General features: G+C 73.6%; 10 protein-coding genes and 1 riboswitch. Of the genes, 5 read left to right on the top strand and 5 right to left on the bottom strand.

Features of this window, described 5'->3' with window-relative positions; genetic code table 11:
* Positions 1-192: 192 nt before the first annotated feature.
* From Actkin_RS16680 to Actkin_RS16670, 3 genes are read right to left on the bottom strand one after another with little or no spacing between them, the layout of a single operon-like run.
* A complete protein-coding gene (locus Actkin_RS16680) occupies positions 193-993 on the bottom strand; it encodes an ABC transporter ATP-binding protein (RefSeq protein WP_258903315.1) in 801 nt (266 codons plus the stop codon).
* Complete coding sequence (locus tag Actkin_RS16675) at positions 990-2018, bottom strand: FecCD family ABC transporter permease (RefSeq protein ID WP_189210469.1); 1029 nt, start codon at positions 2016-2018, stop codon at positions 990-992. Before Actkin_RS16675 ends, Actkin_RS16680 begins: the two co-directional genes overlap by 4 nt.
* The gene (locus tag Actkin_RS16670; RefSeq protein ID WP_258903314.1) at positions 2015-3034 is read right to left on the bottom strand and encodes an ABC transporter substrate-binding protein; all 1020 of its coding nucleotides are present in this window, start codon (positions 3032-3034) and stop codon (positions 2015-2017) included. The genes Actkin_RS16675 and Actkin_RS16670 overlap by 4 nt, the downstream gene beginning before the upstream one ends.
* 86 nt (positions 3035-3120) lie before the next feature.
* Positions 3121-3200: riboswitch (cobalamin riboswitch) on the bottom strand.
* A gap of 187 nt (positions 3201-3387) precedes the next feature.
* Between Actkin_RS16670 and Actkin_RS16665 the strand changes: the two genes are divergently transcribed.
* The 4 genes from Actkin_RS16665 (at position 3388) to Actkin_RS16650 (ending at position 8524) form a co-directional block, all read left to right on the top strand.
* Positions 3388-5145 carry a fibronectin type III domain-containing protein gene (locus Actkin_RS16665; RefSeq protein WP_396122997.1) on the top strand — a complete coding sequence of 586 codons (1758 nt, stop codon included), beginning with the start codon at positions 3388-3390 and terminating at the stop codon, positions 5143-5145.
* A 67-nt stretch (positions 5146-5212) separates the two neighbouring features.
* Complete coding sequence (locus tag Actkin_RS16660; RefSeq protein WP_258903312.1) at positions 5213-6124, top strand: XRE family transcriptional regulator; 912 nt, start codon at positions 5213-5215, stop codon at positions 6122-6124.
* A 343-nt stretch (positions 6125-6467) separates the two neighbouring features.
* Positions 6468-7271, top strand: a complete 804-nt coding sequence (locus tag Actkin_RS16655) for an alpha/beta fold hydrolase (RefSeq protein ID WP_258903311.1) — start codon at positions 6468-6470, stop codon at positions 7269-7271.
* Positions 7268-8524, top strand: a complete 1257-nt coding sequence (locus Actkin_RS16650; protein ID WP_258903310.1) for a PP2C family protein-serine/threonine phosphatase — start codon at positions 7268-7270, stop codon at positions 8522-8524. Before Actkin_RS16655 ends, Actkin_RS16650 begins: the two co-directional genes overlap by 4 nt.
* 105 nt (positions 8525-8629) lie before the next feature.
* Here the strand turns inward: Actkin_RS16650 and Actkin_RS16645 are convergent, their stop codons facing one another.
* Positions 8630-10210: a PucR family transcriptional regulator gene (locus Actkin_RS16645; RefSeq protein WP_258903309.1), complete on the bottom strand. Its 1581-nt coding sequence runs from the start codon at positions 10208-10210 to the stop codon at positions 8630-8632.
* Entirely contained in the window at positions 10207-11262 is a 1056-nt protein-coding gene (locus Actkin_RS16640) for an S-methyl thiohydantoin desulfurase family protein (RefSeq protein ID WP_258903308.1), read from the bottom strand. The genes Actkin_RS16645 and Actkin_RS16640 overlap by 4 nt, the downstream gene beginning before the upstream one ends.
* A 139-nt stretch (positions 11263-11401) precedes the next feature.
* Here Actkin_RS16640 and Actkin_RS16635 point away from each other — a divergent pair, with 139 nt between their 5' ends.
* Positions 11402-12757, top strand: a complete 1356-nt coding sequence (locus tag Actkin_RS16635) for a purine-cytosine permease family protein (protein WP_258903307.1) — start codon at positions 11402-11404, stop codon at positions 12755-12757.
* The last annotated feature ends 4 nt before the right edge of the window (positions 12758-12761 follow it).

The following is a 12761-nucleotide window of genomic DNA, read 5'->3' as shown; positions in this document are numbered from 1 at the left end:
TCCCGAAGGAGCAGCCATGTCCGAGCACCGGCACGGGCTCCTGGCTGCCCTGACCACCGTGTCCGGCGGCGCCAGGGCCGTCCTCACCACGTGCGCCGACTCCGCCTCCCAACACCGGTCGGCGCGCTGAATACGGGAGGTGGGGGCCGATACTCCCCCTGACGGCCCCCACCTCCCGACCACCGCGGCCTGTCACGCTGTCCTCGTGGGGCTCCTGCCGACTGCCTGAATACCCTGTGCCGTAAGGAATCGAACGTGGGGTGTTCCCTCGTGGTGGGTGATGTGGGCGCGGACGCCGTAGACGTCGGCGATCAGGGTCTCGGTGAGGACGTCGGCGGGTGGGCCCGAGATGACCACGCGGCCGCCGCGGAGGACGACGAGGTGGTCGCAGAACATCGCGGCCAGGTTGAGGTCGTGCAGCGCGACGACCGTGGTGATCGGCAGGGCGGCGACGAGGGCGAGCAGGTCGAGTTGGTGGGCGATGTCGAGGTGGTTGGTCGGCTCGTCGAGGAGGAGTTCCCTGGGGCGCTGGGCGAGGGCGCGGGCCAGGTGCACGCGTTGGCGCTCGCCGCCCGAGAGGGTGTGCCAGGACTGGTCCGCCCGGTCGGTGAGACCGGTGGCCGCCAGCGCCTCCCGCACCGCCGTCCGGTCCTCTTCGGACTCCACGGACCAGGTGCCGCGGTGCGGGGTGCGGCCCAGGCGGACGACGTCGAGGACGGTCAGGTCGACCTGGGTGTCGGCCTGCTGCTCCACCACGGCGACGCGGCGGGCGATGGCGCGGCGGGGCAGGCCGGGCAGCGGGTCGTCGTCGAGGGTGACCACGCCGGTGTCCGGGGCGAGGAGCCCGGCCAGCAGGCGCAGCAGCGTCGACTTGCCCGCGCCGTTGGGGCCGAGCAGGCCGAGGGTCGTGCCCGGGGCGCAGGCCACGGTCACGCCGTCGAGCAGCAGGTGCCCGCCCGCGGCGCGGGTGACGCGGTCGGCGGCCAGCGTCATCGGCGCGTCCGGGTGCGGTGCAGGATGACGACGAAGGCGGGGACGCCGATCAGCGAGGTGAGCACGCCGACCGGCACCTCCTGCGGATCGATGACGGACCGGGCGGCCGTGTCGACCCAGACCAGGAACACCGCCCCGGCCAGCGCGGCGGCGGGCAGCAGCCGGGGGTGGCCCGCGCCGACGACGGCGCGGGCGGCGTGCGGCAGGACCAGCCCGACGAATCCGATGGCGCCGGTCGAGCTGACCAGCACGGCGGTGAGCAGCGCGGTCGCGCACAGCAGGACCATGCGGGTGCGGGCCACGTCCACGCCGAGCGCGGCGGCGGCGTCCTCGCCGAAGGCGAAGGCGTCGAGGGCGCGGCTGTGCGCCAGGCAGACCGCCAACACCGCCACCAGCACCCCGGCGGCGACGGCGACCTCGGTCCACGACGCGCTGGCCAGCGAGCCGAGCAGCCAGAACAGCACGCCCTTGGTGGTCTCGGCGTCGGCGGCGGTCAGCACGATGAACGAGGTGAGCGCGGAGAACAGCTGCATCGCCGCGACCCCGCACAGCACCACGCGGTCCAGTTGCCCGCCCAGCAGGCGGCTCAGCGCCAGCACGAGCGCGAACGCCGCGACCGCGCCCGCGAACGCCCCGGCCGACAGGCTCAGCGCGCCGCCGCCGACGCCGAGCACCACCACGAGCACCGCGCCCGTGGACGCGCCGGAGGACACGCCGAGCACGAACGGGTCGGCCAGCGGATTGCGCAGCAGCGACTGCAGCACCACCCCGCAGACCGCCAGCCCCGCCCCGCACACCGCGGCCAGCAGCGTCCTCGGCAGCCGCAGGTGCCAGATGATGCCGTCGCGGATCGGGGTGAGCACCGGCTCGCTGCCGCGCAGGTGCGCCCACACCGTGCGCCACACCTCGCCGACACCGATGGACGCGGGCCCGATGGTGATGGCGGCCGCCACCGAGGCCGCCAGCAGGCCGAGGCCCGCCGCGTACCAGGGAACGGTCCGCAGGCGGGTCGGAACCGCGCTCACCCGAGCGGTCCGAACCGCCGCAGCGCCTCGGCGACGCGCTCCACGCCGTCGACGGTGCGCATCGTGGGGTTCATCGACTGCCCGTTCAGCGGCACGTACCGCTTCTCCCGCACGGCGGTCATCCGGGACGTCACGGGGTGCGACTCGAGGAACGCGATCTTCGCCTCGGCGGTCTCCGCGGTCTGCGAACGCCGGGTGAGGTCGCCGATGACCAGCACGGCGGGATCGCGCTCGGCGACGGTCTCCCAGTTGATCTGCGGCCACTCGGCGCGGGTGTCGTCGAAGACGTTGCGCAGCCCGAGCGCCCGGGTGATCACGCCGGGAGCGCCGCAGCACCCGGCCAGGTAGGGCGACTCGGAGTTGGCGAACCAGTACAGGACGGTGACGCCCGCGGCGTCCACGCCCTCGGCCGCGGCCGCCATGCGCCGCTGGAGGCCCGCGATCAGCTCCTCCCCGCGCGCCTCCACGGCGAAGATCGTCGCGAGGTCGCGGATCTCGCGGTAGACGTCGTCCATGGTGAGCGGGGCCGAGCGGGCGCCGTCGCCGTCGCCGCTGTTGTCCTTGGTCCCGCAGTCGGTGGGGGACACGTAGGTCGCCACGCCCAGTTCCGCGAACCGGTCCCGGGTGGCGACGCCGCCGACGGCGAGGACGGACTCGAAGGACGCGGCCACGAAGTCCGGCTCGACCTCCAACACCCGTTCCAGCGAGGGCTTGTTCTCCGCGAGGCGCGGGACCTTCGCGTTGGCCTCGGCGAGTTCGGGCAGCACCGGGTCGGTCCAGGTCGCGGTGCCGACCATCCGGTCGGCCAGGCCGAGGGCCAGCATGATCTCCGCGCTGCCCTGGTTGAGCGCGACCGCCCGCTTCGGCGGCTCGCCGACGGACACGGTCCGGCCGCAGTTCTCGACCGTGCGGCCGGGAGCCGGGTCGCCCGCCGAGGTCGGACCGCCGCACGCGGACAGGGCGAGAGCGGTGACCGTGAGCAGGAGGGGGAGACGAGCCTGTCGCGCGTGGCGCACACCGGGTCCTTCACGTCGAGGGCCCGAACGCGGGGCCCGTCCGTACGGTGGTCCGCCCGGGCGCGTGGCCCCGGCGGTCGCCAGTCGGGTAGTCGGACTCGGCCTGCCCCGTCATGGGCAGGTCCACACCGCTGCGCGTCAGCTCCGGATTCACACCGGATTCCCCCGCTGGCCGCAGAAAGTTAGCACAGGACGCCGCCGCCCCCCGTGTGCGGTCGATCACGCGTCGGGAGCCAAGTTAACCGTTAAACGGCGCGCTCGTCCGGAAGGGCGGTTTACCTTCGGATTCCCTGCGATTCACGAAGGAGAAGCGGCGCATGCGCAGAATCATCGTTGCCGCACTGACGGTCGGAATGGCCGTGAGTGTCCACACTGGAACAGCGTCGGCCGCCCCCGAGGTCGGCCCTGAGGTCGTCGCGCTGGCCGAAGGACTGGGAGTCAGCCACCAGGCCGCGGGCGAGCGGCTGCGGCGACAGGAGCGGGCCCACGCGGTGCTGGCGGCCCTGCCCGCCTCGGTCGCCCCGGCGGGGGTGTGGTTCGACGAGGCGAGCGGGCGGCTCGCCGTCGCGGTGACCACCGAGGGCGCGGCCGCGGTGGCCCGGTCCCGAGGCGCGCAGGCCGTGATGGTGGCTCGCGACGCTGAGACGCTGTCCATGCTGCGGGGCCGGGTGCTCGCGCTGATCACGCCCGAGGTCGCGTTCAACACCGTCGGTGTGGACCAGCGGGCGAACGAGGTTCTGGTCACCGTCGACCGGACCCGGATGAACGCGGCGACACGGCGGTTCGTCGAGGCGGTGTCGTCGATCTCGGGTGTGCGGGTGGAGTTGTCCGACGGCGGGCCCCGGCAGCAGGCGGGGGAGGTGCGGCCGGGCAACCCGTGGTGGCCGCAGGGCGAGTCGAACTGCTCGATCGGCTTCGCCGCCACGGACGCCAACGGCGGCAAGCACTTCGTGACCGCCGGGCACTGCACCAACAACGCCAACCAGCCCGCCTACGGACAGAGCGGCAACGCCAACCGCATCGGCACCTCGAACGTCGGGGGGACGCGCAGTGTCAACGGCCGTGAGGGCGACATGGGCGTCGTGGCGGTGACCGAGCCCGGGTGGACGCTGTCGCCGTCGGTCAACACGTGGGGGTCGTCCCCGGTGACGGTGGCCGGGGTGGCCGAGGCGCTGGTCGGGGAGCGCGTCTGCCACACGGGCAACACCTCCAAGTGGCAGTGCGGCACGGTCACCTACGTCAACGAGACCGTCAACTACGGCGGCGGCATCGTGATCGAGGGGCTGACCTTCACCACCGCGTGCTCGCGCGGCGGCGACTCCGGCGGGGCGTGGCTGCGCGGGGACAAGGCCGTCGGACTGCACTCGGGCGGGCCCGCGCAGTGCGTGTCGAACCCGTCGAAGGACCAGCAGTCGATCTTCCAGCCGGTCGGCGAGGCGCTGCGCAAGTGGAACCTCACCCTGGTCACCGGCAGCGGCGGCGGCGACACCCAGGCCCCGTCCGCACCCGGGAACCTGAGGTCGACGTCCCAGACCGCCACCTCCATCTCCCTCGCCTGGAACGCCGCCACCGACAACGTCGGCGTCACCGGCTACGACGTCTACGTCAACAACGCCCTGGCCACCTCGGTGGGCGCCACCTCCGCCACCATCTCCGGCCTCGACCCCGATACGGCCTACTCGGTGACGGTCCGGGCCAAGGACGCCGCGGGCAACGTCTCCGCGCCCAGCACGGCGATCACGGTCCGCACCCAGCCCGGCAGCGGCGGCCGCACGTTCACCAACGGCACCGACCACCCGATCGCGGACCACCGGACCACCTCCAGCCAGGTCCGCTCGACGGCCACCGGCACGGCCGCGAACCCGGTGAGGGTGGCGATCACCGCCCGCCACACCTGCCAGGAGGACCTGCGGGTGCGCGTCGTCAGCCCGGCGGGCTGGTGGTACAACCTGAAGTACTCCGGCGGCTCCACCTGCACCCCGTTCCCGGGCACCGTCGCCTACTCGTTCAGCCCGTTCAGCGAGCAGGCGTCGGGCACCTGGACCCTGGAGATCACCGACACCGGCACCGGCGACACCGGGGTGCTCGACTCCTGGTCCATCACGCTCTGAAGTCACCGGTTGACCCACGGGTATACGCTGCTCATCCTCTTCGGTGAACGCTGATCCAGGAGCGCGCATGGCAGCCGAACAGGACCTTCGCAGCGGTTCCTTCCCCGCCGCGCTGCGTGCGGCCATCGCCGCACGCGGCCTGGGGCTGGAGCGCCTCAGGGAGCGGCTGCGGCAGCGCGGCGTCAGCGTCAGCATGGCGACGCTGAGCTACTGGCAGTCCGGCCGCAGCCGCCCCGAGCGGCGGGAGTCGCTGCTGGCGCTGCGGCACCTGGAGGAGGTGCTGGAGGTGCCGGAGGGCGCGCTCGCCGCGCTGCTGGGCCCGGCGCGGCCGCGCGGGCACTGGCGCTACGTCTCCAGCGGGCTGCCCGCGATCGGCGCGCTCTGGCCCGACCCGGCCTCGGTGGAGGACGCGCTCGACGGAATCGACACCAGCTGGGACGAGCGGCTGACCCGGATCAGCCAGCACGACCGGGTGTGGGTCGGCCCGGAGGGCGGCGCGCTGTCCTGCCTGTCCCGGCAGGTGCTGCGCGCGGAGGCCGACGGCCCGGACCGCTGGGTGGTGATCATGCACACCGACGAGCCGGGCTACCCGGTCCCGCTGGTCCGGCCGGTGCGCAACTGCGCGCTCGGCCGAGTCGGCGAGGACCGCGACGCGGGTCTGGTGGTGGCGGAGCTGCTGTTCGACCGCCCGCTCGCCCGCGGCGAGACTCTGATCACCGAGCACGAGCTGGTGAACATCCCGCCCGGGCCGGTCGACGGCAACTACGAGCGCAAGTTCCGGCTGCCGGTGCGCGAGTTCGTCCTGGAGGTGACCTTCGACCCGGCCCACCCGCCCGGGTTCTGCGAGCAGTACACCCGTGACGACCGCGACATCGAGGACAGCAGACCCGCCACCCTCGACGCGGGCTGCTCGGTGCACGGCGTCGCCCTCAACTTCGGCCCGGGCTGCTACGGGTTCCGCTGGGGCTGGCCTGCCTGACCGCCCACCCCGATCCGGATGTTTACGAACCCCGCCCGGTGGGGAAGTCCCCGGCGTCGCCAACGAGGGGATGGTTTCGCCGTGAGCGTCCACACGCCGATCTACGACGAACTGCGCGCGCAGTTCCCGGACACGGTCCCACCCGCGGAACCCACCGCGGACGACGGGGAACCCGAAGCCGAACCCCAGCCCTAGCCGAACCCCGGACCGCGGAGCCGGGCGGCGGCCCGCGCGGTCGGGTCGCGGTGACCACGCCTGCGGGAGCCGACACCGGGTTCGCTGTGGCAGCTCCAGGTCACGGCCAGCGCCAGCGTGTGATGAGAAGGCGGGGCAGGATGGGGTGATGAGCGCCCGGGTGAGGAACAACGTGGTGGTCACCGGGCGGGTCGGTGCGCCGGTGGTGATGCTGGCCCATGGTTTCGGGTGTGACCAGAACATGTGGCGGCTGGTGGCGCCCGCTTTGGCCCGGGATTTCCGGGTCGTGCTGTTCGACCACGTGGGCGCGGGAGGCTCGGATCTGTCGGCGTGGGACGCGGACCGCTATTCGCGGTTGGACGCCTATGCCGAGGACGTGCTGGAGATCTGCCGGGAATTGGACCTCGACGACGTGGTGTTCGTCGGGCATTCGGTGAGCGCGATGATCGGTGTCCTCGCCGCGATCGAGGACCCGGCGCGGATCGCGCGGTTGGTGCTGTTGACGCCCTCCCCGCGCTATATCGACGACGGGGACTACCGGGGTGGGTTCAGCCCCGCCGACATCGACGAGTTGCTGGCGTCGTTGGAGAGCAACTACCTGGGCTGGTCGGCGCAGATCGCCCCGATGATCATGGGCAATCCCGACCGGCCGGAGCTGGGGCAGGAACTGACCAACAGCTTCTGCCGCACCGACCCGGCCATCGCCCGGGTGTTCGCGCGCACGACGTTCCTCTCCGACAACCGGGCGGATCTGGAGTCGGTGCGGGTGCCGACCCTGGTGATCGAGTGCGCCCAGGACGCGATCGCCCCGCGCGAGGTGGGCGCGTACGTCCAGGCCCGGATCCCGGGGGCGAGGCTGGTCACCCTCGACGCGACCGGGCACTGCCCGCAGCTGAGCGCCCCGGAGGCCACGACCGAGGCGATCGCCTCGTTCGCGGCCGTGACCACATGATGTGTCAGAACGGCTGCGGCCCCGACCGCGGCGGCGCCGCCGACGAGGCGGCGGCCCGGTTCTCGGCGTTGCTGGAGGACAGCGCCGAGGACCTGTACGAGAACGCGCCGTGCGGATACCTGTCCACCATGCTCGACGGGCGGATAGCCAGGATCAACGCCACGCTGCTCGACTGGCTGGGCCGCTCCCGCGAGGAGCTGGTGGGCGTCGCCCGCTTCGCCGACCTGCTCACCGTCGGCGGCCGGATCTACCACGAGACGCACTTCGCCCCGCTGCTGCGGATGCAGGGCTCGATCAGCGGGATCGCCCTGGAGCTGGTGGCCGCGGACGGGTCCCGACTGCCGGTGCTGGTCAGCGCGACCGTGAAGACCGGGGCCGACGGCGCGCCGCTGCTGATCCGCGCCACGGTGTTCGACGCGCGCGACCGCCGCGCCTACGAGCAGGAGCTGCTGCGCGCGCGGCAGCAGGCCGACCGCGAGCGCGACCAGGTCCAGCAGTTGGCCACCACCCTGCAGCGCACCCTGCTTCCGCCGCGCCTGCCGGACGTGCCCGGCATGGCTGTCGCCGCCCACTACCACCATGCCTCGCCCGACCAGGTCGGCGGCGACTTCTACGACCTGTTCCCGCTCGCCGCGGACCGCTGGGGGTTCTTCCTCGGCGACGTGTGCGGCAAGGGCGCCGACGCCGCCGCCGTGACCTCGCTGACCCGGTACACCCTGCGCGCGGCCGCCGCCTACGACGACGACCCGGTCGCCGTGCTGACCAACCTCAACACCGTCCTCGGCCAGGAGTTCGCAGGCGAGACCCCGCGGTTCTGCACCGTGATCTACGGCTCGCTCACCACCACCCACGACGGGGCCGCGGTCACCCTGGCCGCGGGCGGTCACCCGCCTGCTCTGCTGGTCGGGGCCGACGGCGCCGCCCGCTTCATCGACACCCCCGGCGGCCAACTCGTCGGCGCCCTCACCCACGCCCGCTTCACCACCGCCACGATGCGGCTGCGCCCCGGCGACACCCTGCTGCTCTACACCGACGGCCTCATCGAGGCCCGCACCGGCCGCGAGACGGGCCCCGGGCGCCGTTACGACGAGGCCGCCCTGCTCGACCACGTCCACGCCCTCGCCCCGATCAGCGCCCCCGCGTTGATCACCGCCCTGGTCGACCTGCTCGAGGAGTTCGGTGAGGGCCTCGACGACGACGTCGCCCTGCTCACCCTCGGCGTCCCGCGCGACGAACCGGGCACCACGCCATAGCTGAGCGGGCAGGGTGTAGCGCTGGGGCGCCGCCGTTCGCGCGACGGTTCCGACCGGGCTCCGTCGGTCAGCGGCCCTGCTGAGCGTCGCAACCCGCTACCGGGCTCATGCGGTGGAGTCGGCGGGCCAGGCCTTGGCGGTGCCGATCGCCAGTTGGAGGGCCAGGCGGGTGTGCGAGTGGTCCAGGGACGCGCCGAGGATCTGCTCGACCCGGGCGATCCGGGTGGCCACGGTGTTGCGGTGGATCTTGAGGGCGCGGCTGGTCGCCGTGGCCGAGCAGGCGTTGTCCAGGTAGACCTTCACGGTGTTCAGCAGCGTCGCGCCGCCCGCGTCGGTGATCGGGCGGACGAGTTCGTTGGCGTGTTCGCGGAACGGGCCGGAGGAGTACAGCGCGAGCAGGAGGCGGGACGCGCCCAGGTCCTGCACCACGCGCACGGCGAGCGGCTCGTCGTCGGAGGCGGCGATGAGCGCGGCCTGGCGGGCCTCGCCGAGCGTGGTCGCGATCCCGCCGATGTCGCGCTGCGGCGAGCCCAGCCCCGCCGCGATGGCGTCCGGCGCGCCGTTCTCGGCGAAGGCGGTGAGCGCCTTGGTCAGCACCCGTTCGAGGTCGCGGATCCGCTCGCTCGGCGGCGGTGCCTGCGTGGTGGCCCAGGTGGACCAGCCGTCGGAGCGCTCCAGGAACGGGCCGACCGGCACGCCCGCGGCCTCCAGGTCGCGGATGAGGGCGCTCAGGGCGAACGCCGACGGCGGGGTCTTCCCGGCGAACCTCAGGTGCACGCCGATGTGCCAGCCGCTGAGGCTGAGCCCGGCCATCGCCGCCTGCTCCTTGACCGTGACCGAGACCGCGTCCCGGTGTTCCAGGATCTCGGTGAGCAGGGTGCCGCGCAGCCGCACATCGCGTTCGGCGGCCAGCTGCTCGCGCGCGAGCCAGGCGACGGTGGGGCCGTGCGCGAGGGCTAGTGCGCGTTCGGCGGTGTCGACCCACAGCGGCCCCGCGTCGGCGCGTTCCGCCACCAGCCACAGGGCGGGGGCGACGCCGAGGCCGTTGACCGGCAGCACGGCGGCGCTGGTGCCGTCGGTGCGGTAGGAGGTCAGCGCGCGGGTGGTGGTGATCTCCCGCATCGGCGTCCGCGGCGCGTCCTCGCCCTCCACGACCCCGGCGGCGGTGCAGGCCCACACGGCAGCCTTGAGGGTCGTGCCCACCGCGCGCAGGAGCGCCGACAGGTCCGGCGACGGGACGCGCAGGCGGGCGGCGAGGGCGAGCAGGACGCGGTTCTGGGCGACCTCCGACGCGTGGACGGCCGTGCTCAGGTCCACGGCGACGGAGAGCGCGGTCCGGTCCGCCGGGACGCGCGCGGTGACGACGCGCCCCTTGTCGGCCAGCCGGTGGGTGGCCGAGGCGACGTCGCGCACGCCCAGCACCAGCAGCGCGCTGGCCTGGGCGTGTTGGGCCCGCCGCAGCAGCAGGTCGAGCAGGTGTTCGCGGTGCAGGGGACCGCCGCCCGCGTAGAGGTCGAACACGACGGCGGCGGCCCGGGGCAGCGGGACGGTCAGCGCGGTCCCCGGCTCGGCGATCACGACGTCGCGGACGACGGCGTCGATCCCGGCGCAGCCGCCGATGACGTCCGCGCCGTCGAGGGCGTCGAGCGCGAGCAGGTCGCGCACGCGCACCAGGTCGATCCTCATCCGACCTCCTCGGGGCGGACCGGGGCCATGCCGTAGGCGGCCAGGCCGAAGTCGGGGCGGCGCGCCTGGCGGTCGCGCAGCTCCCCGGGCGCGGGCAGCCGCACGAGCCGGACCCGCTGCTGGGTGGCCAGCCGCTCGACGGTGATCGGCGCCCACGTCCGCGCGTCGAGCAGGCCGATGATGTCGGGCGCGGTCACCACCGGCGCCCCGTCGACGATGGCCGCGATGTACTCGTCGGCGAAGTCGAGCCGCAGGCTGCCCAGCGGGTCACCGGCGAGGCGGACGGTGGCCACGCCGCCGTCGCCCGAACCCGGCCTGCCACGCCTGACCTCGTCGACCGTCCCCTCGGCCAGCACCGTGGCGCCTGCCGCGGCGAGGAAGTCCGCGCCGTCGTCGCGGGCGCGCCGGGCCAGGGCGCGCCCGAGGGTGAGCGCGCGGCTCACCGACCCGCCGACCGCCGCGCCCGCGTAGTCCGCCGCTGTCCCGCCGTGCAGGCAGATCGCCGCCCACGCGCCGAGCGCGGGCAACACGGCGCGCACCACGGGCTCGACCGACTCGCGCGGCGCGTCCTGCATGATCAGCAACCGGCCGCCTGGGTCGGCGAGCGCGAGCGGCGTGGCGGGCACGACGCCCTGCAGCACGGTGTGGTCCAGCCGGGGGTAGGCGCGGCCCATGGCGTCGCCGTCCACCAGGGGCAGGCCGGTCGCCGCGGCCACCATCGGTCCCAACAGGCCGTTGACGCCGCCGATCTCCAGCGGCTGGAGGGCGTCGAACCGGTGCCCGGTGTGCCGTTCGAGGGCGCGCACCGCCGCGACGAACTCGTCCACCCCGGCGGGCCGCTCCCGCATCACCGTCGGCGAGCCCACCGCGCCGACGCAGGCGACCCGCGCCGTCGGCTCCAGCTCGGCCGCGGCGACGAGGGGGAGGGGCCCGCGCGCGGCGAGGGTCGCGGCCAGCAGCAGCTGGCCGGCGGTGACCGCCCCGCCGCCCCCGGACCCGAGCAGGGTGCACCCGACGGCGAGATCGGCGGCGTCACCCGATCGGAGGTGCATGGGCAAACCATACGGGGACAGCAGAGTGCACTGTCTAGGCCGATAGAGGTAGCAAATCGCCTCTAGGTCGCTCTTATGGACCCTCATAACCTTCCCGATGACACGCCATGTGCCACCCGTCACAGCCTTGGAGGTCGTCGTGGCCAGCCCACCCCCCACCGCCGAACGGTCACCCGACCACGACGACTACGCGCTCGAACGCGTCCCGGCGTCCGCCCGCTACTCCTGGTTCTCGGTGGCCACCCAGCGCTTCGGCCAGCTGTCCGCGCTCGCGCAGTTCCTGCTCGGCGCCACCCTCGGCCTCGGGATGAGCTTCTGGGACGCGGTTCTCGCGATCACCCTCGGTTCCGTCCTCCTGGAGATCGTCACGATCCTCATCGGCGTCGCGGGGATGCGCGAAGGTCTGTCCACATCGGTGCTGGCGCGCTGGTGCGGGTTCGGCAGCAAGGGGAGCGCGGTCATCGGCGCGATCATCGCGCTGAGCCTCATCGGCTGGTTCGGCGTGCAGAACGCCGTGTTCGCCGAGGGCCTGCACTCGCTCGCGGGCGGGCTGCCGGTGTGGGCGTGGGCGCTGCTCGGCGGCGCCGCGGTGACCGCCATCGTGGTGTTCGGCTTCGGGTCGATGGCGTGGACGGCCTACGTCACGGTGCCCGCGTTCCTGGTGCTGGCCGCGATCTCGGTGATCGCGGAGCTGTCGCGGCACAGCATCGGCGAGCTGGTCAGCGCGCCGCCGCCGGGCGAGCCGCTGTCGCTGGCAGCGGGCGCGACCATCGTGGCGGGCGGGTTCATCGTGGGCGCGGTGATGACCCCGGACATGACCCGCTTCAACCGCTCGGTCGGCGACGTCGTCAAGCAGACGCTGGTCGGGGTCACGCTCGGGGAGTACGTGGTCGGCCTGATCGGCGTGCTGCTCGCGCAGGCCGCCAAGACCAGCGACGTGGTCATGATCATCACCGGCACCAGCGGCGTGATCGGCACGGTCGTCCTGGTCGCGTCCATCCTGAAGATCAACGACTGGAACCTGTACTCGTCGTCGCTCGGCCTGGTCAACGTGATCGACGTGCTCTTCAGGCGGCGACTGGGCCGGGCGACGGTCACCCTGGTCGTCGGCGGGATCGGGGCGGTGCTGTCCGCGGCGGGCATCCTCAGCTCGTTCGTGCCGATGCTGATGCTCATCGGCGTGCTGATCCCGCCGGTCGCCGGGATCATGATCGCCGAGTACTTCGTGGTCCGCGCCTGGCGCGGCGACCTCGACGAGTCCCGCGCCCGCGGCGCGCTGCCCGACCACGCCCCCGACTGGGTGCCCGCGAGCCTGATCGCGTGGATCGCCGCCGCCGCGGTCGGCCACTTCGTCACCGCGGGCATCCCGGCGGTCAACTCGCTCGCCGTCGGGTTCGCGGTCTACGCCGTGATCGGCAAGCTCGGCTACGTCCGCCGGTCCACCCCCCTGAGCGACACCAAGGCCGCGGGCGTCCCCGCGCCCGCGACGGAGTGAGGTA

Origin of the sequence: Actinokineospora sp. UTMC 2448 (assembly GCF_024760565.1) — a bacterium.
In the GTDB taxonomy this organism is placed as follows: Bacteria; Actinomycetota; Actinomycetes; order Mycobacteriales; family Pseudonocardiaceae; genus Actinokineospora; species Actinokineospora fastidiosa.
Note: the sequence above shows the minus strand (reverse complement) of the source record. Positions and strands in the feature narration are given on the sequence as shown.